The organism is Luteolibacter arcticus (assembly GCF_025950235.1).
Classification (GTDB): domain Bacteria; phylum Verrucomicrobiota; class Verrucomicrobiia; order Verrucomicrobiales; family Akkermansiaceae; genus Haloferula; species Haloferula arctica.
On the sequence record NZ_JAPDDT010000018.1, the window covers coordinates 13,572 to 32,696 of the forward strand.

At 61.7% G+C, this 19,125-nt stretch carries 17 protein-coding genes; 12 read left to right on the forward strand and 5 right to left on the reverse strand.

What is annotated here, in order from left to right:
- Positions 1-36: 36 nt before the first annotated feature.
- Both OKA05_RS24995 and OKA05_RS25000 read right to left on the reverse strand, forming a co-directional pair.
- Positions 37-546: a hypothetical protein gene (locus tag OKA05_RS24995; protein ID WP_264489944.1), complete on the reverse strand. Its 510-nt coding sequence runs from the start codon at positions 544-546 to the stop codon at positions 37-39.
- 188 nt (positions 547-734) lie between these two features.
- Positions 735-1,652 (reverse strand): phosphatase PAP2 family protein, encoded by a 918-nt coding sequence (locus tag OKA05_RS25000; protein ID WP_264489945.1) that lies wholly within the window; start codon positions 1,650-1,652, stop codon positions 735-737.
- On the opposite strand from OKA05_RS25000, the gene OKA05_RS25005 reads away from it, so the two are divergent.
- From OKA05_RS25005 to OKA05_RS25060, 12 genes are all read left to right on the forward strand, one after another.
- Positions 1,651-2,493, forward strand: a complete 843-nt coding sequence (locus tag OKA05_RS25005) for an NAD(P)/FAD-dependent oxidoreductase (RefSeq protein ID WP_264490018.1) — start codon at positions 1,651-1,653, stop codon at positions 2,491-2,493. The two genes, OKA05_RS25000 and OKA05_RS25005, sit on opposite strands and share 2 nt — an antisense overlap.
- A 25-nt stretch (positions 2,494-2,518) precedes the next feature.
- Positions 2,519-3,850, forward strand: coding sequence for a cation:proton antiporter (locus OKA05_RS25010; protein ID WP_264489946.1), 1,332 nt, complete (start codon positions 2,519-2,521; stop codon positions 3,848-3,850).
- A gap of 222 nt (positions 3,851-4,072) precedes the next feature.
- Positions 4,073-4,972, forward strand: a complete 900-nt coding sequence (locus OKA05_RS25015; protein ID WP_264489947.1) for a YihY/virulence factor BrkB family protein — start codon at positions 4,073-4,075, stop codon at positions 4,970-4,972.
- A gap of 172 nt (positions 4,973-5,144) precedes the next feature.
- Entirely contained in the window at positions 5,145-5,420 is a 276-nt protein-coding gene (locus tag OKA05_RS25020; protein ID WP_264489948.1) for a hypothetical protein, read from the forward strand.
- A 122-nt stretch (positions 5,421-5,542) separates the two neighbouring features.
- Positions 5,543-5,893 (forward strand): hypothetical protein, encoded by a 351-nt coding sequence (locus OKA05_RS25025; RefSeq protein WP_264489949.1) that lies wholly within the window; start codon positions 5,543-5,545, stop codon positions 5,891-5,893.
- Between the two features lie 159 nt (positions 5,894-6,052).
- Positions 6,053-7,252 carry an alpha/beta fold hydrolase gene (locus tag OKA05_RS25030; protein ID WP_264489950.1) on the forward strand — a complete coding sequence of 400 codons (1,200 nt, stop codon included), beginning with the start codon at positions 6,053-6,055 and terminating at the stop codon, positions 7,250-7,252.
- A 575-nt stretch (positions 7,253-7,827) separates the two neighbouring features.
- The gene (locus OKA05_RS25035) at positions 7,828-9,102 is read left to right on the forward strand and encodes a phospholipase D-like domain-containing protein (protein ID WP_264489951.1); all 1,275 of its coding nucleotides are present in this window, start codon (positions 7,828-7,830) and stop codon (positions 9,100-9,102) included.
- Positions 9,103-9,272: 170 nt separating this feature from the next.
- Positions 9,273-9,899 carry a hypothetical protein gene (locus OKA05_RS25040; protein ID WP_264489952.1) on the forward strand — a complete coding sequence of 209 codons (627 nt, stop codon included), beginning with the start codon at positions 9,273-9,275 and terminating at the stop codon, positions 9,897-9,899.
- Positions 9,900-10,022: 123 nt separating this feature from the next.
- The gene (locus tag OKA05_RS25045) at positions 10,023-11,570 is read left to right on the forward strand and encodes an HNH endonuclease signature motif containing protein (protein ID WP_264489953.1); all 1,548 of its coding nucleotides are present in this window, start codon (positions 10,023-10,025) and stop codon (positions 11,568-11,570) included.
- 11 nt (positions 11,571-11,581) lie between these two features.
- Positions 11,582-12,799: an AAA family ATPase gene (locus OKA05_RS25050; protein WP_264489954.1), complete on the forward strand. Its 1,218-nt coding sequence runs from the start codon at positions 11,582-11,584 to the stop codon at positions 12,797-12,799.
- The gene (locus OKA05_RS25055; RefSeq protein ID WP_264489955.1) at positions 12,796-13,395 is read left to right on the forward strand and encodes a DUF4276 family protein; all 600 of its coding nucleotides are present in this window, start codon (positions 12,796-12,798) and stop codon (positions 13,393-13,395) included. The genes OKA05_RS25050 and OKA05_RS25055 overlap by 4 nt, the downstream gene beginning before the upstream one ends.
- 187 nt (positions 13,396-13,582) lie before the next feature.
- Positions 13,583-16,429, forward strand: coding sequence for a site-2 protease family protein (locus tag OKA05_RS25060; protein ID WP_264489956.1), 2,847 nt, complete (start codon positions 13,583-13,585; stop codon positions 16,427-16,429).
- Positions 16,430-16,494: 65 nt separating this feature from the next.
- On the opposite strand, the gene OKA05_RS25065 is transcribed toward OKA05_RS25060, so the two are convergent.
- From OKA05_RS25065 to OKA05_RS25075, 3 genes are read right to left on the reverse strand one after another with little or no spacing between them, the layout of a single operon-like run.
- A complete protein-coding gene (locus tag OKA05_RS25065; protein WP_264489957.1) occupies positions 16,495-17,586 on the reverse strand; it encodes a vitamin K epoxide reductase family protein in 1,092 nt (363 codons plus the stop codon).
- Entirely contained in the window at positions 17,583-18,461 is an 879-nt protein-coding gene (locus OKA05_RS25070; protein WP_264489958.1) for a hypothetical protein, read from the reverse strand. The genes OKA05_RS25065 and OKA05_RS25070 overlap by 4 nt, the downstream gene beginning before the upstream one ends.
- 14 nt (positions 18,462-18,475) lie before the next feature.
- On the reverse strand, positions 18,476-19,123 hold the full coding sequence (locus OKA05_RS25075) for a PEP-CTERM sorting domain-containing protein (protein ID WP_264489959.1): 648 nt from the start codon (positions 19,121-19,123) through the stop codon (positions 18,476-18,478).
- Positions 19,124-19,125 lie beyond the last annotated feature (2 nt).

The window sequence follows — 19,125 nt, forward strand, 5'->3', positions numbered from 1 at the left end:
CGGGATGCCGCGAAGCAAGCGGAGTTTCGAAATCCCTCAGGTATCAGGCCGCACCGCGGAGCCCTGATGAAGACGGTCCCAAGCAGCTTTTGCCGCCGCGCGAGCCTGCAACCAGTGAAGCTTCGATTCCCTTCTGGCAGCATCCCACTCGCCGGCCATCAACGGCTCACTCTCTTCAAAACTGGAGTCCGGGCGATAGCGATCAACGCTCATCTGATAAGCCGGCCCGTAATCCGCGAAGTCCTTGTCGTCCTCATAGTAAGGCTCCCGCTTGAAGTTCTCCCGCCAGTAGTCCTCCTCAATGGTGGGATCGATGTTTTCTGCGACCCTCTTACCGGCGAGTCCGCCTGCAATCGCTCCTACCACGCCCCCGATTGCCACGCCGACCGGCCCTCCGATCGCTCCCATCGCGGCCCCGGCGGCAGCACCGCCCGCCGCCCCGATACCTGTCCCCACTGGATGGGAACCAGGCTCGCCGGTCAGTGGGTCGCGGTTGAGATGACGGTCTTTCAGGGCCTCATGCGGCGGCGGTGTCGGGTCGGTCATAGTCCTTGCAGTCTAGCCGCTCCCGTGCCCGCTTCCCTAGATCCGGCTCTCCCCACCCAAGCTTGATGAAGCGATGTTTCGGGCGGGATTCCCCTGCATCCCGGTTTCGGTCGGAAGCATTATGCATCCACCCCATGCATACTGCTATGGACCCGTTGCTTTCGCATGCGATGGGCTTAGGGAGACGACTAACGTTTGTCGATGCGGAGGGCGATCAGGCCGAATAGCAGCGCCCACGCCGCACCGACCGTCCACCCAGCCAGCACGTCGGTTGGCCAGTGTACGCCTAGATACACCCTGCTGACTCCCACCAGCACGGTAACAATCACCGAGACTGCGATCAGGTAGATTCGCAGCGGCCGGCTGGTCTGGGTGCGTGCCAAAAGGATTCCCAGTGTGAGATAGACCACCGCCGCCATCATCGAGTGTCCACTGGGGAAGCTCGCGTTGGTTACCACCGTGCCGTGTGGGACGAGGTCCGGCCGCGGCCGGTCGAATCCACGCTTGAGCAGGGTGCTAAGGAAGGACCCACTGGTGATGGCGATCGCGATGAGCGCGGCAATCCGCGGCCTTTTCAAGAACAGCGCTATCCCGATCGAGACCAGCGTGAGGCCAGTGAGAATCGTGAATCCTCCCAGCGCGGTGAGATCACGCCCCATCTCCTCCAGCCGCCCGGAGCCAATGGGATTGGAAAGGTCACCCGGCTCCCGCATGGCCAGGAGAATCGCCTCGTCAATATGATGGGATTCTCCCTCCCCGATCTCATCCGCGATCTCAAGGAATATCCAAAGGCCACCCGCTATCAACAACAGGACTGCCGGGATCAATGGTTCCTGCCTCCAGCGGCCGAGAACTTGGAGAAATCGATTCATCCCCACTTCCATTATCCCGTGCCGGTGAATTGCAACAGGCATCTCCCTGCCGCCTTTCAAACCAACCGATGAAAGCTGCCCCATGCACGCGCCACCGGCAGCCACCTGGCGTCCTTTCATATCCTTGCTGGTAGATCGCGCAACCTGACCCATGGTCCGCCACATGAAGAACGAAACACCCACACTCGATGCCATCGTCATCGGGGGTGGCCCCGCCGGGCTGAGTGCGGCCATGCTGCTAGGGCGATGCAGGCGGAGAGTGGCGCTTTTCGACGAAGGCCGGCCCCGGAACGAAATGTCGTCGCGGGTGAATTGCTTTCTGGGGATCCCAGCCAGCTCACCCGTTGAGATTCTCCAAACGGGTCGCGGGCAGGTGGCAGCCTACCCCAACGTTTCCATGTTCAAGGACGGCATCGAACAGCTCGAGCAGTCGAACGGGATCTTCCGTGTGGTCTCGAAAGGAGGCGGGCATTTCCACTGCCGGGCCATGGTGATCGCCACCGGCTTGATCGACAGTCTTCCCGACATCCCCGGCATGGCGGAGTGCTACGGGAAGAGCGTCTTCCCCTGTCCCTACTGCGACGGCTGGGAAAATGCCGATGGGCAACTCGCCGTCATCGGATCGGGCAAGCCTGCTGCGGACCTCGCGGCGGAACTCCTCCTGTGGAGCGACTCCGTCGCGCTGTTTGTCACAGGGCAAGCGCTCGATGATGGACTTCGAAAGCGGTTGCAAAGCCTGGGCGTCACCGTCCACGCGAGCCCGGTACTCAAGTTACGCAACGACTCGGGGAAGGTTTCGGCCCTTGAACTGGGAGACGGCACCGTGATCGGGTGCACGGCCATCTTCCTCGTCGCTACCCAGATCCAACATCACGATTTTCTGGACCGGATGGGATGCAACCTGACGGACGGCGGCCAAGCCGAATGCGACGATGCGGGAAGAACCCCCATGCCCGGACTCTTTGTGGCCGGGAATGCCAGCAGTGGGCTTCAACTGGCCATGATTGCTGCCGCCGACGGACTGAAATGCGCGGTGGCCGCAAACGAGTGGCTGCTCCAACAAGATCAGCCCTAACAAATCGGAATCCCACCGGCAAAGCATGTCCCTACTCGCACGATTCCCCTTTCCACCGGAGGCCTCAGCCGCGCAGCTCCCTCTGCTGTATGCCTTGGTGGGGATGGCAATGTTCGCGGCCGCCTTCTTGCCACGGCTGCTGTGGCGCTTGCCGCTGTCGATGCCGATCATCCTGGTCACTTTCGGTTATGCCGTCTTCGCATTGCCTCTAGGCCTCCCACGGCCGGATCCTCAGGTGCAGGGCTACGCGACCGAAAAGCTGTGCGAAGCGGTGGTCATCGTCTCGCTGATGGGTGCCGGCCTGAAGATCGACAGGCCTTTCCAATGGAGGGCATGGAACGGCACATGGCGGCTGCTGGGGATCACCATGCCCCTGACCATCGCGGCGACCGCGCTGGCAGGCTGGGGGCTGGCCGGTCTGGCTCCTGCGGCGGCACTGCTGTTAGGCGCAGTCATCGCCCCCACCGATCCGGTGCTGGCGTCGGAGATCCAGGTGGGTCCGCCGCAGCGTGGCTCCCACGATGTGGAAGTCCACGGCAACAACGCCCCCGCCGAGAAGGAGGAAGACGAGTTCCGCTTCATCCTCACGTCGGAGGCCGGCCTCAATGACGCGATGGCGTTTCCTTTCGTCCATGCAGCTCTGGCGCTTGCGATCTCCGCCGCCTGGGGTGACTGGGTGGTGGACTGGGCGCTGGGCGATGTGGTCTATCGCCTCGTAGTGGGCGGTCTGAGCGGAGCACTGCTCGGCAACATCCTCGGACGTCTCATCCTCTCCATCCCAGCCCGTAGCCGCACGGCCACTGCCATGGTGGGCCCCGGGGCGCTGGCGGCCACGCTCATGATCTACGGGGTCACCGAGGCCCTCGCAGGCTACGGCTTCCTCGCCGTCTTCGTGGGAGCGCTGGCAATACGCAATCAACGCCGCGAACATCGCTTTCACGAGGCGCTCCACTCCTTTTCCGAAATGGCGGAGCGGGTCCTGACCGCGATCGTCCTGTTCGCATTCGGAGGTGCGATCGCCGGCGGGTTGCTTGCACCGCTGGACGCATCGCTGGTGATCGCTGCCGTCTTGACAGTGATTCTCATCCGCCCGCTGGCGGGAATGATCGGGCTGGCGGGATTCACTGAGGCCAGCGGCAGGGAAAGATGGGCGATCAGCTTCTTCGGCGTGCGGGGAATCGGCTCGCTCTACTATTTGGCCTACGCCTTGGGCCGACACGACTTCGCGGACGCCGGGCGGCTTTGGGCGTTCACGGCGCTGGTCGTGCTAATGTCCATCGTGCTGCACGGTATCCTCGCCACGCCGATCGTGCGCCGCCTGGATCGTCACCGGTCGGAAGGACCATCCGCAGGTTGATCATCGCGTCAGCGGACCCTCGGCAAGGCGCACGGAACGGATGCAGTGTGCACCTTCGGCGCCGCAATTCACCCGAGGCCTATGAACAAGCCCCTGCCTTGAATGGGAAATTTTCGCCGTCGGTCATCCACGGAGTCCATTTGCCGCTAATGAAAGAAGCTTGGATCAGTGCGTGCAAAGAGCAGTCGAACTCCGACCACGACCTTCACCAACACCCAACTCATGCAACGGCAACGACCGACCATCTGGCAGATGCTTCGCCAAACCGGAGACGAGTTCATCGAGGACGGCGCTCTCAGCCTGAGCGCTGCACTTGCCTACTACTCGATCTTCTCCATCGCTCCCCTGCTGGTGATCGCGGTCGCGATTGCGGGGACACTGGTGGATGCCAATACGGTCAACGAGGAACTCGGCTCCTTTCTCAAACAATCGCTCGGTCCGGGTGCCTTCGCCGTGGAGGAGATGGTGCAGAGCGCCCGACGACCGGCCACCAATGCGTGGGTTTCGCTCGGAGGCGTCGCGATGCTGCTATTCGGAGCGAGTGGAGTCTTCGGCCAATTGCAGGAAGCGCTGAATACCGTATGGGGAGTGAAGCGTCGCGACGGCCGCGGAATCCGGGGATTCATCAAGGACCGCTTCCTGTCTTTCGCCATGGTCCTTGGCACCGGCTTCCTGCTGCTGGTCTCGATGCTCTTGACGGCATCGCTGGAAGGGGCGGCGAAATATGCGGCGAGCGCGTTTGATACAGCGCCCGCGATCGTGGCCGCGATGGGTACCCTCGTGACCTTCCTGGTCGTGTGGGGACTGTTTGCCGCGATCTTCAAGGTGCTGCCGGATGCGAGGATACGTTGGCGCGACGTGGTGACCGGCTCGCTGGTGACGGCCGCATTGTTCGTTGCCGGAAAGTTCGCCATCTCATGGTATTTGGGCCGCGAGGCCACTGCCTCGGCCTATGGAGCTGCCGGTTCCCTCGCGCTGGTGTTGCTGTGGGTTTATTACTCATCGATCATTCTGCTCTTCGGCGCGGAATTCACCCAGGTCCGCGCCAATGCTTCCGGACGGACCATTCAGCCGGACAAAGACGCCGTGGCAGTGGGACCACCCGTCGCGAAGGAAGAGTAAGATCATGGACTCTGAGAAACGACCCGCGGGAAAAATTGGCGCGAGGTCTGCGAAGAAGATTCCCCCCGGTGCCTAAGCCCAAGGTTCACCGGGCGTGAGAGGCTCGTCATCGGTCACGTGCCTTCCACCCGCATCTCCGACCGGCGAATGAGCTTACAAACCCACATGCACAATGAAGACGGAACTTTCAGAACAGCAGACGCAGCAGAAATCCTCCGGCCCACAAGCGACCGATGATCTCACGATCGCCGAAACCCTGCGCATCTGGAAGGAGGCGCAAGCGGAGAAGGGCGAGGAAGGCTACTCCGACAGCCAGCATCCCGAATTCACTATCCCGGAGGAACGGGCCGTAAAGTTCATCGAGGAATTCGGCCCTCTGCACCCGGGCGATTACAAGGAGAAGGTCGGCAAGGACTGGCGGGTGGATTTCGTCGCGCTGGCGGATTGATCCCACCGTCCTCGTGCAGGCGGCTTCTGTCCTTCCCGCTCCTGCTCCCGACCCGTTCAGGGACCCAAGGGGGCTGGAGCGGACGTCGGCGTTGCGGCCGTTGGCAAGGGGATGAACCGGCCATGAAGTTCTTCATTCCAAGCGTGGAGGATCCCGATCAAGCACAGCTACTCCATCAGGTCCTCGCAAATGCGTGCTCGCAGAAATTTGGGATTTCGGTGACGCCCGCGCGGGTGTTTGCGCTGCGCTACCGCTGCGAGGATCACGAGTACCTCGCCCAGGTGGGCATCCCGCATCCGCCGGGGCCAGAAGCGCACGAAGTGGTCGCCATCTTTCCCAGCCCTCAGGTCTACCTCATTTGCATGCGGGGCGAAGTGACCGCTTCCTACCGGTGGAGGGTCATCGCCCGGAATGCGATTTCCGATGCGGAGTACTTCAACGAGATCGATGACCAGATTCCCGAGCCCGAGTAAGGCCCGCCGTCACGGCCTGCTAGGTTGGTCCACATTCATCGCGAACGAGGGGAAGCAAAGCGTCTGTCTGCTAGCTCGAAGGCAGAGTCAATTCGCACGTGATCGACCGTAGCGGCGGAGGGTCGCTTTCTTGGCACCGCGTCTGCGAAAGCCCCTGCCATGATACCCTCCTTCATCCTGGTGATTTGGCTTTCAGGACTCATCGCTCTGGCCGGCATCGGCGGTGCCGCTTACCTCTTCCACGATTGGTATCAACGCTCGTGGGGATGGGATGCCGCCGCGGGAGTGTCCGTCTTCGCACCCTCGCTGGGTTGGGACGCTTTGACCGCCGTGCTCGCAGCGGCGGTGCTGCTCTTGCTCTTCACTTTCGCCGGCCGTCCCATTATCCTGAGCTTGCTCCGCATCGGTCGCACGGGGAGCAATGATATGGATTCCGACCCGCGTCCTTCGCCCGTGCCCGAGTCCGTTCATGGCATCGACCGCCCGGATGGCTCGCGTCTACATGTCGAGTGCTACGGAGAGCCGGCAGGCATTCCATTGATCGCGACGCACGGTTGGGGGCTCACCGCCGCGGAGTGGAACTATCTGAAGCGCGATGTGCCCCCGGGCTACCGGCTGATCGTCTGGGATCTCCCCGGCCTTGGCTCCTCCACCGCCCCTTCCGATCGCGATTTCAGCCTGCTGAAACTCGCAGGTCATCTGGGGGCTGTGGTGGAGTTTGCGGCCAAGCCTGCGGTCCTTGTGGGCCATAGCATCGGGGGAATGATCGTCCTCACCTACATGGCGCTCTTTCCCCACGCCTCGGGTTCCAGCGTCCGGGCTCTCATGCTGGTCCACACGACGCCCACCGACCCGGTCAAGACCACCTCCGGCAGCGCGATCCTGCTGCCCTTGGAGGTGCCGCTGCTGAAACCCCTGATGTATCTCACCATCGCCCTCTCCCCGCTGATCCGCCTGATGAACTGGCTGTCGTACGCCAATGGCACCACCCATCTCATCAACAAGTTCAGCTCCTTCGCCGGCGAAGAAACTTGGCAGCAAGTGGACTTCGCCGCCCGCTTCAGCCCCCGCGCATCTCCCGCCGTGCTCGCCCGCGGAATGCTCGCGATGATGCGCTACGATGCGTTCGCGGCGCTGCCCCTCATCAAGGTCCCCACGCTGGTCGTCGCCGGGGATCGCGACTCCACCACCAAGCCCTCTGCCAGCCGCACGCTCCACGAGGGCATTGCGGGTGCTCGCCTGATCGAATTGTCGCCCGCCAAACACCTCGGCCTCATCGAGCACCACGTCATCTTCAGGCAAGCACTCGCAAGCATTTGCCAGCTTCCGAGGAAAGCTCCTTTGCCCGCTCTGAGATAGAGACTCACGGAGCTGCCGACGCTAGAGCGGATCTGCCCACGGAGATGGCCGCGGCACTTGCCGGGTCGGTGCTAGACGTGCGAGTTCGATTGCTTTCGATCGAGCGACTGAGAATCACTGCTGCAATACGAGAGGCAAGGATGCCTCGACATCCGTTGGCAAGTGGGCCTTTGATTTTCCCGATGGCATCCTTCGAAAATCTCCTTATGCACGCCGCTTGCGTGCTAGAGGACGAGGTGCAATTTTGCCGCGTCATGAGCAGATCTGGCGCTCACTGTAGCCGGGGTGATCCCAAATAAGCCGCGGCTCCAGCAGAGGGCTGGGCACTCACCCATGTGGTGAGTGCCCCTCTCAAAACTCAGAACAGGTGTCTATAGCACGAGACAACGATCCTCAGTAGTCCGGCCGTCCGGCAGACGCATGACCTACCCTCCATGGCTGCGAGCGGAAGCGCCGTCACGATCACCACTTGAGCCCCAGGAGCTCTACAGGATGGCACGGGCGCTCTACCGTTCCATGCACCGCCGTCCAAAATTTTCAGTAGCGCTCGCGAAAAAGCTGGCGGATCTGGAGCCGTGCAAATCAGCCGAGAGAAACTGGCGACCATTGGCCTGACCGCTGGAGTCTCCGCCCTCCTCACGGTGTTTATCCGGAATTTTATTTCGGGAGAAAAGAAGATCAAACATCGGATAGCTCAGCGCTACGGAATCGCCGACCCGCAATTTGAACGGGCGATGAGCCAGTTGCTTGGGCCTCCCATCATCGGCGGCAATCAGGTGGTTCCTCTTCAAAACGGGAGGCAAATCTTCCCCGCAATGTTGGACGCGATCGACAAAGCAGAGCGAACGATCACCTTCGAGACATTCATCTACTGGTCAGGTGAGGTCGCCGATCGCTTCGCCGATCTTCTCGCCGCCAAGGCGAAAGCGGGGATCAAGGTTCATGTCTTGATTGATGCAGTCGGCTGCAACTGTGTAAACGGGCAGGCCATCCGCAAAATGGTGGATGCCGGAGTGGAATTGGAGCTCTATCACATGACCAGCTTCGCCCGGGTCAACCACCGGACTCACCGCAAGCTGCTGGTGGTAGATGGCAAGGTGGGTTTTACCGGCGGTGTCGGAATTGCGGACCATTGGGATGGCGACGCTACCGACCCGGACCACTTCCGCGACACCCAGTATCGCGTCGAGGGGCCCGTCGTCGCGCAGATGCAGGCGGCGTTCCTCGACAACTGGATGAAAACGCGTGCTGTCGTCCTTCACGGCGAATCCTATTTTCCCGCCCTCCAGGATGCGGGGAACCTGCATTGCCAGATGTTCAAAAGCTCCCCGATGGAGGGCAGCGAAAGCGCGCGGCTCATGTATCTCCTCTCGATCGCCGCGGCGGAGCGGAGCATCCAGATCGGCAATGCCTACTTCCTTCCTGACGACCTAACAACCCAGACGCTTCTCGAAAGCGTGGAACGAGGCGTGAAGGTCGATGTCTTGCTTCCTGGGCGGACGATCGACTCACCGACGGAACGCGTCGCATCCCGGCATCGGTTGCGTCGACTGCTGGAGGGTGGCGTGCGGGTCCACGAGTATCAGCCCACCATGTATCACTGCAAATGCATGATGATCGACGAGCACTGGACATCGGTCGGCTCAGCGAACTTCGACAACCGCTCTTTTCGCATCAATGACGAAGCGAATCTGAATGTGATCGATCCGGAGTTCACCGCTCAAGAGGTTGAGGTCTTCAAACGAGATCTCCAACAAGCGAGGGAGTTCACCATCCAAGATTGGCACCAGCGCTCAACCACCGAGAAAATCGCCGGCAGTGCTGCCGCGCTCCTTCGATCCCAGTTGTAGCCTGTCAGGGTCACGATCCGGTTCGGCGTTCGCTTGGTGCCATCTGACTCCTGTTGCCCGGTCAGAGAGTCAGGCCGCTTTCCCGATCGGCTTGCCTTGGTCTTTCTACTTGGTTCTTCCCGGAATCGGCACCCACCATGACCGCGATGATGAAGCGGTCGCGAATCCTCATGCTGTGTTGGCTCCTGCTTGCCATCATGGGGATTCCAGCAGCTTGGAAACTCGTCAGCGCTGGCGACGGCAAAAGCAAGGCTGCTGCGGACTCCCTCGCCGAGGCCGCCTCATCTCCTGCCGCTTCATCCGCCGCAAACGGCAGTCCGGACAAGAGCAGCCGCGCAGCCGTCGATTTCGCGGCCAAGGCGAAGTCCATGCTCGAACTCCGCCCCGGCGAACTCGGGATCCTGCCGATCCCCGCGGACTTTCTCGGCGATTTGCCAGACGGCCCGGCCCCTCTCCAAAGTGGGCCACAGCTCAGGGGCATGATTCACAAGGCGCAGGCCCAAAAATACCTCGAAAGAGCCCTACGCGAAGATACCCCCGTCCAGGTAAAGGTCGGAGCAGCAGGCGATGGCCTCGGCTGGAAAGACCAGAAGCTCGATCTCACCGCCCGGTTGAACAATCCCGACGTGGCCTTTCCGGAACTTTTCGTCGAAACCTCTGCGGAGGGCGTGAGCACGAAGATCTCCATGCAAGTTTCCTGCGGGACCTGCGCCGTGGTCAGTTATCCCTCGGGGGAATCGGTCTTGATCGTGGTCGGCGGGGGATTCCCCGTGGGAGGGCTGACCCGCGAGAAATGACACTGGAAAGCGCTCCCTGGACAGCAAGAGCTGCTCCACCCGCCCGCGGAGAGCGCGGACCACGATGCCTCGCTTTGTCAGACGCGGCCGGCCGGGGTGCCGGCAGCCTGGTGCGGCATCGCGGTGCTTTTGCCCCTCTTCGCGCTGCTGGTGGCGAGGGTGCGCCGGACGGGAAAGCTCCGGGCCGTTCCAAAATTTTCGCCGACTCGCGCAGCGGAGCCGGCATCGTCGAACAAATCTCGGCCACAATCCCGCCACCCCGACCACCTAGTTCTGCTAGAGCCTCACGGTTTTGTTCGACCTTCTGGCCAGTTCAGGGCACCCAATCGGAGGCACGAACGTCGAGGTCATTGCATTCTACAGCGGCCCGTTCAATCTCCGCCAACGACGCGAGCGCCGGCAGGTTCAAGGTCTACCATCCCCCTTATGAATTGGAAAAATTACCAAGCATACCAAGCCTTTGATGAGTTCTTAAACAGTGTTGTCGTCGAGCGTCGGAGCCATATCACCGTCGGCAAGGAGCCGCTCGATTTCGCCTCCGCCTTCGACGAAATCAAAGCGCGCTTCGTGGAAGCGTTCGATGCATCCAATTCGACTTTCGATGACAAGGCGCGGCGACAATTCCAAGGAGCGGCCGACAACACGAAAAGAGTCTTCGCCAATCTAGAATACCTCTGGTGCATGCCGGTGGGGAACGTCCGAGGCGATACGAAGCGCGAATATGCACTACGCTGGTTCAGCGATCACGAGATTGTGTCAGGAGAGAAATACTTCTTCAGTGACGAACACGGCATCGCGAATCCGGGAATGTGGCACCTCACGAACAAGTATTTCGAGATGCTTTCCATCTCCCGGATTCTCAAAACCTTGGTGGATGACGGTGCGGTCAAAACGATCGCGGATTCGAAGAGCAAGATCGAGGCTCTCGCCCACGAAGGGATCTACGGCACGCCGGACTCCGGGGCCGATTTCTACACGACCCTGAAATGCAGCAGCTATCACATGCTGCTGCATCTTGCGAATCCGGATCGCTTCGAAGCGATTGTTTCTGAAAACAACAAAGCGCGGATCGTTTCGGTTTTCTCCCATGTCATCGCGGATGAAGTCATCCCGGATCGGGAAAGGCAGATCCAACGGATCCGCGAGAAGCTCTATGACACCTACGGGGTTTCAGCGAGTTCAGACGAGAAGCGCCGCTGGTTTTTTTATCTGTTGGATGTCAAACCCCTGTGGGTTGGGAAAATCACAAAGAAGTCGCAGCGGGCAGCTTCTGTCATGGCCGAGGTGTGGGAGGAGGAGATGGCCGAAGAATTGGAAGGAGATAAGAAAGATTTCTCCGGATACCGGCTCTGCCGAAGCGGCAAGCTGGTTCACAAGGCGAAGGTGCGGGATCGTTTCTCCTGTGTCGCTTGCGGATTCCACCACGAAGGACAGGTCGTTCAGGTCCATCACCTAGATCCCTTGAGCGAACGACGCCATCCCAAGATGACCTCGCTGAGCGACCTGATCACGCTCTGCCCGAATTGCCACTACATCGCGCACCATCTTCTCAGGAAGGCCGCTCTCCAGAAGTCCGACCGGTTCAAAAAGAGAGAGGAATTGGTTCCCGAGCTGACTAGGGTCTGGAATCGACGGAATCAAAGTCTTATCAAAGCGGGAGGAACCCGCTAGATCATCACCAGATGCTCATCCGCCACATCAAGGTTTCCGGTTTGCTGTCCTTCGGCCCGAAGGGCATCGACCTGTCTATGCGCCCACTGAACGTGCTGATCGGGCCGAACGGCAGCGGGAAAAGCAATTTTCTTGAGGTGTTGAATCTCATCCGGGAATCCGTTTCGCCGCTTCGCTCTTTTTCCGGCCCGGTGAGTGAAAGCGGGGGAGCGGATGAGTGGATGTGGAAGGGCGACTGGGGACTAGACGACTCACCTCCACCGGCATCGCTTTCCTGGGTGGTGTCCGGCCCCGGTGAGAAGTTTGATCCCGACCAAGGAGGAGGTGTCCACCACTCGGTTCAGTTTTACTCGTATCAGAATGAGTTGAAGCTGGCCGATGAGCGCATAGAGATGGCACTTCCCTCCCGAGGCCGTAAGGATCCGTGGTGGTTCTATCACATGAACCGAAACGGAAAGCCTTTAGTAGCTCACCTGCAAGACAGCACCGAGGAGGTCACTCGGATTCCTCATGACAAGCTTGTTCCGGGAGCCTCGATTCTTACCCAAGTCCGTTCACCGAACCGATACGAGGTCTTTCGATACCTAGAGGAGCAGTACTCAAGCATCCAACTTTACCGGGATTGGAGCTTCGGACCGCATGCCCAGATCAGGAAGCCTAACATGCCGGATGATCGGGCGGACTCGCTGGGCCGGGCCGGGCTGAACCTCGCGGCCGTGGCAGCCAGCATGAGCAGCCGGGTCAAGAAGCAGGTAGTCACTGGGATGCAGATCCTTTACCCAGATGTCCGTGATGTCCGCGTTCGTCCGGCACCGGGCGGCACGCTGAAACTCTATCTTGAGGAAGGTGACGAGATGGAGATCCCAGCCAGCCGCCTTTCCGACGGGACGCTTCGCTATTTGGCCCTACTGCTCATCCTCCTCAATCCCAAGCCCGCTCCATTGATTGTGATCGAAGAACCGGAGTTGGGGCTCCACCCTGACGTGATTCCGGCGGTGGCGAAGCTGCTGATTGACGCTTCGCAACGCACGCAACTCGTGGTGACGACCCATTCCCGGATGCTGATCGACGCGCTCGGTGACGATCCAGAATGCGTGGTCGTTTGCGAGAAGCAGGAGGGGGAATCGATCTTTGAGCGTCTGGACCGCAAGCAGATGGCAGCTTGGCTGGAGAAGTATTCCTTGGGGGATTTGTGGAGCAAAGGTGAGATCGGAGGGAACCGCTGGTGAAGATCAAACTCTACATCGAAGGCGGCGGCAACTCGCAGCTCCAAGACACCCAGTTCCGCGAGGGCTGGCGAAAATTTTTCGAGAACGCCGGCTTGAAAACGAAGATGCCGGCAACGTTTCGGGGCGGCGGCAGGGATCAGACTTTCGACGACTACAAAACCGCTGTGAAGAACAGAAAGCCCGACGTTTTGCCCCTGCTCTTGGTCGATAGCGAGGATCTCGTGGCGGCAGGTGAAACCGAGTGGGATCATCTGAAATCCCGAGATGATTGGGAGCGCCCTGAGAAGGCCGGCGGGAATGACGCCTATCTGATGGTGACCTGCATGGAGACATGGTTTCTCGCCGATCGGGAGGCCTTGAAGAAGTTTTTCCACGACTGCTGGCGAGACAATGCGGTCCCGAAATGGGCCGATCTGGAGAGCGTTCCCAAGGTCAGGGTATTCGAGGCCTTGGCAAAGGCAACGGCTGGCTGTGGCGAGAAAGGCTATGCCAAGGGCAAGCGTTCCTTTGAGATTCTCAAGGTGATCGATCCAGCCGAAGTCGAGGCGAAGTGTCCCGGAGCGAAGCGCCTGCTCGACCGGCTCCGCAACCCGTGAAACCCTTCACAAGCGAACGAGGTTGGGCTTGAACCTTGGTTAGACACGCAGGCCGCATAACCGATCGGGTGGTGCATTGGCTCAAGAGCTTCAATGATCCTTTCCCCCAAAGATTCGGGAGTGCCTGATGATCAGGAGATCCTGATTAAGGATTGAAGAATTTTAAAATTTTCCATATATCCGGGGCATGACGGCGCTTGGCCTCTTGTCTCTTCGCGACCTGCTGCCGGCCTGGGTGCTGGCAGCGTGGCTCGGCATCGCCGTGCTTTTGCCCCTCTTCGTGCTGCTGGTGGCGAGCTTGCGGCGGACGGGAAAGGTCCGGGCCGTTCCAAAATTTTCGCCGATGCCTCCGGCGATGTTGCCGCGGGAGTTGACCCTCCATGGCCAGCCGTGGATCGGGCGGCTGGGATATCTGGGCCATCAGGTGGTCCAAATCTTGCGCCCGGAGGGGGACGATGCCCCGGACTCCGTCATCTGGCTGATGCCGAATTCGAAGGAGCGAACGCTCGCGCTGCTCAGCGGCACGCTGCCGCCGAAGGGAGGACGGCCGGGCTTCTCGCTGCGGCTGATGACCTTCCTCGCCGATGGGCGGGTGATCGTGACCGCCGACCACCCGGTGACCCACCGCACACCGGCGCATTGGGCTCTGATCCAGCGGCCGTTTCCGACGATCGAGGAACAGCTTCAGGTCCATCGCTCGCAGGTCGAAACCCTAGCGGGCGAGGTCCCCGCGGTCTTGCCATTCGCCGCGGAAGTCATCGAGCGGCTCACTGCCGAGGAACAGGCCGTGAACGAGGCGCTGCTGAACTCCGGTGACTATCGTACTTCCGGCGAGCAAGAGATCCGCCCCACCCTCTTCCGCGCGCCCTCGATGGTGCTGCGTGACTTCTTCATGCGGAGGGAAGGCTTTCACGCCAGCTCGACGAACAAGAAGGATGTGGCCACCGTCCGCAAGGACACGGCGTCAGGCGACGAGGAACTCGGGGCCAGCGGCGGCATCCTCAAGCTCTCCCTAGAGGAGGAGGTGGAGCAGGACATCCGCCGCTATCGCAAGCACGCCGACCAACCCGCCGGGATGGGGCATGTCTTTCTCCGGCTGATGCTGCTCGGCGCCACCTTATTCGCCTTCACCGCCGCCTTCGGTCGTGAGAATCCGGCTCTAACAGTGGGCATGCTGCTCGGGCTGATCCTCGTGCACGAATTCGGCCACTGGCTGATGATGAAGATTTTCGGCTACCGCCGCATGGGCCGCTTCTTCGTGCCCTTCGTGGGGCCGATCGACCGCGGACAGAAGCTCAACGCCCCCGCGTGGCAACAGCTCCTCGTGATCCTCGCCGGCCCGCTGCCCGGCCTCGTCGCAGGGCTGGCCGTCTTGATCGCCGCCTTCTTCCTGCCGGGCCTGCCGATGTGGTTGCGGGACCTGAGCGGTCTGGCGATTGCGCTGAATGCCTTTCACCTCTTGCCCTTCCTGCCACTCGATGGCGGGAAGGTGGTCGATCTGCTGATCTTCCGCGATCTCCCGTATCTCCGTCCCCTCTTCACCATCGCCTCCGCAGCGGCGACGCTGGTCGCCAGTATCCCGCTGAAGTCGCGCGCCTTGCGCATCATCGGAATCGGCATGTTCACCGGCTTAGCGTGGGATATCCGAATGATCAAGGTAGCCCGCGGCGGCCGCCGTCTCGACTGGGCGGGTACGGTGGATGACGAGCACGAGGCACTGCAACGGATCTTCCGCGGCGTGCGTGAGGAGGAAAACGAGGCCTTCCTGCGCAGCAGCGGCTGGGAACGCCAGATCGACGTGCTCTTGTCCGAGGTCCTCCGCAAGCGGCCCAAGTTTGTCACGCGGATCTTCGGCGGTGCGGTCTATTGGTGGGCCAGCATGCTGCCGGTGGCGATCATCGCGGGACTGTTCATGATGAAGTTCGTGGGCAGCACCGGCCAACTGAATGCCCTGGCAAAGAACGTGGTCGAGTTCCGCGAAGGATATCCCGCCGAAGAGCGCCCCCTCACCGAGGCGCAATACGACGCAGTGACCGGCTTGGTAGCCATCACCCGCGAGGCGACGAATGGCTCGAAGAAGAGCCCGCAGGAAATGGTCGCCCTCTTGAATCCCGACGTCATCACCGGCCTCGACAAGCTCGATTGGACCGCCGCGGGAATCGCCCTCCATGGCGGTGAAGTGGATCCCACCACCCTGGCCGTCTGGCTGGAGACCCTGTGCGGCAAGCTGGAAGCCGCCGTGCGGAAAGGCGACCACACCGAGGCCCTGCGCCGCGTGGAACTGCTGCTCCATGGCATCAACGCGATGGAGCCCGCCAGCCTGCTCGCCGAGCGCGAGCCGCTGTGGGATGCGCAGATCCGGAGCCTGGCCGCCGTCGAGCAACTCGCTGCCTCGGGCAAGCTCGATGCCGCCACCATCCAGCGGCTGGAAGCCCGCGTGAACGCTCTCAACAAGGCCCCGCGCCCGGAGGTGGAAAGCCTGCTGCTGGTCGATGGCTGGGGACGCCGGCAGGCAGAGGCGGCATTCGTCGCTCCGAAGCCAGCCGATGGACCGGAGCCGAGCTTCGATGCCCGCTTCTGGCGGCTCGCCAATCCGCAATCGCTGCGGTTTTTCGACAACATCAAGGCCTTCGCGGATTCGACGCCGGCCACCGTGGCGCTCGGACGCCACTGGAAGAAGACCGGCAGGGTCGGCGAACTCCCGCCCGAACTGGAAGCCGGCACCGAGGTCCACCCTGCGCCGGGTGAGGCCGAGTTCATCGCCGACTTCTGCGAGAAGCATCGCCGGATCTCATGGCGGCGCATGACCACGATCTGCGCCCTGCGAATGGAGACCTACCGCCTCAAGAATGGGAAACTGCCCGACCGATGGAAGCATTCCATACCGGGTGGCGCGGAGTTATCGCTGGTGGAATCCGCCGGCCCGTGCCTGCAGCTCAAGGACAAGCGCGCTGCCATCATGCCGTTGGTGCCGAAGTGGCTGGGCCCGCTGGAAATCACCACCGATGCCGATTACCTCTGCCCGCTGAATTGAGCGCGCGACGCTGGAGCTGTCGCGGAAGTGATCGAATCACCCGCCGCTGGGAGCCCAAGTCCCTGTTAGAGCCCCAGCTCCTGCTGCATCACGCGAAGGAAATCAGCCTCGCTGGAGGGCAGACCGTGGAGAATCCGGCGGTCGCGGATGAGGAGCTTCGGCAAATGCTTGGTGCTGCTGGAGAAGACGATCCAGTCCTCGGCGTTCACCTTGAGCATCTCATTGATCCACGCGTCATCCTCGGAAGTGGTGGAGGCCTTCTCGCGGGCAAGGCGGAGCCCCGCCTGGGGATCCGTGAAAATCGACCGGTGGACTTCTTCAAAAGCCGCCGGTGCGCTGCGCCATACCGCAAGCGCCGCACGCGACAGCTCGCAGCTTCCCGGATGCGCCGTGTCCTTCGGCCCTAACAGCCGATTGCAAGACCGCTCCAATGGCACCGGCAAGACGATCACCGCAATGTCCTTGGGATGGCGCAAGCGAAGCGCTTCGAGGAAGCCGTGCATGGTCCGGCACGCGGGGCACTGATAGTCGAAGTACTCCACGAGCACGTGCTTCGCATCCGCGGAACCGAGCCGCGGCAAGGCCTCCACATCATAGCGCTTCATGCCGCCATCGAAGTCCACCTTGCGTCCCCCACCCTGCGCATGAAGCTGCGAAGCAGCCGTGGAAAACGGCGCAGCCGCCTCGATCCGATGCGTCGCCGCCACCGGCCCGAAGACCTGGATAAGGATCACCGCAGCAATAGGTGCCACCCCTCCAACCACCGCCAGCGACCACGTGAACGAAGCCATCCCTTTCAGCTCCCGCCATCCCCACGTGATCGTCGCCAGCGCAACGACGTGCGCCGTGAGGCACCAGCCGCAGAAGCGATGCAACACAAACGCTTGCACCACCAGAAACCACACCACCGCCCCGCCTAACAGCACCAGACAGGTCGCCAACAGCAGCGGCTTCCGCCATCTCAACGCCACACCCGTAAGCAAATACGCCGCGATCCCGAACCACGGCACCGGCACACCGGCCACGAACGACCAGCGCGACGAAAGCACCTCATCGCACGCACTCCCGCAACCCGCGATGCCCTGCGACGACTTCACGAACACCAGCAGCGCATGGATCGCCACGCCGCACGCCACAAACAGCCACCCGGCCTTCATGGCAGCGTCGCCTTGAAACGAAGGAAGCGCCGCGGATGCTCCTGGCCCTGCGGTGTGAGATCACGGACGATCCACTGGTTCGGTTGATCGGACATCACCGCGGTGAGGGTAGCACCGGATTGCCAGAACGAAAGATTCTCCGACACCTCCACCGCGTAGAGCGCCAGCCGGTCCCTGCGCCGGGGCATGGCGAGCTGGAGGTAACGCTGCCCGCCGCTTTCAAACCAAGAGTTGGTCATGGCCGGCGGCGGCCCCGCGATGAGCGGCGGCGTGCCGAAGCTGAACTCTAACAAATTCGTCACGCCATCGTGATCCGGGTCGTCATCGGGACCATCCAGCGTTTCACCCGCTAGCTCGCCGGCCGACCATTGCGCGTAGCTGCTGACCGCTGCGGTCTGCATCAGGAAGGGCGAGCCGCCGGTGTGGATCGCGCCGAGCACAACCTCGTTCGCGTCCCTGGCATTCCACTGGATCAGTGGCGGATTGAAAGGATTCGCCGCAGGCCACTTCCATAAGGTGTGGCGGAAGAGGATCCACTCGCTGCCAGTGGAGGTATTGCGGAAGCCCCAGATCCATCCCTTGCCATTCACGGTGAAGGGCGCGGCATTGTTCTCCAGCGTGAACTGTCCGTCGTAGAGGCCGTTGCTTGCGTTGTATGAAGTGGTTTCCGCGGCTGTCCAATTCGCCGCCCACTGCGCAGCATTCGAGGCGGTGGGCGCGAAGCTTCCCGTGAACGCACCGATTTGAAACTGGAAGGCCGCGTTCAGCGGCGCGCCGGTGCTGTCGACATTGGCGCCATGAGGGTCGCTGAACCAGCTAACCGTTTCCGCGGAGGCGGCGGTGAGCAGGAGCGAGGCGACGAGCGGGCGAATCACCGGCGGGCTTTTTGTTAGAGACGGCGACGGCGGCCGAGGGCGACGAGTCCGCCCAGCGCGAGGAGCAAGAAGGCGGCGGGTTCCGGAACGAAAGTGTGCGTCTGCAGCCCGTTCGGACTTGGCGAACCCACGATGCCACCACCGGGAATGCCATCCACCCCGCCGAAGACCGGCGTCTCGTCATCGATGTCGTTGACGGCCCACTGAGTGGGCAAGCCATTCGGGCAGCACTCGGGATCGGCCGCCGGGAAGATCCATGTGGAAGCGCGGGCGAGCAGCCATTCCGTGAGCGGCATCGGCAGATCGCCATTGCGGATGAAGAGGAAGGCCTCCAGTCCCTCGAAGCTGCCCGAGCCGGGAGTGAGCCACGCGCTATTGCTGGTGCCGTCGGCCTGCATCTTCACGGAGGATGCGAAGTAGCCGATGCTTTCATTGTAGCTCGCGCGGTCGAAGACATTCCAATGCGCGACCCAGTCCTCGACATTCGACTCATTCGGAGTGAAGCCCGCATCGAAGGCACCGAGCTCGAAGACGAAGGTATTGCCCAGTGCCGCGCCGGAGCTATCGACCAGATTGTCGAAGACCTCGTTCCCCCAATCCAGCGTCTGCGAATGGGCGGTGGTCGCGCCCAACAGGAGCGCGAGCAGAGGGAGGCATTTCATGG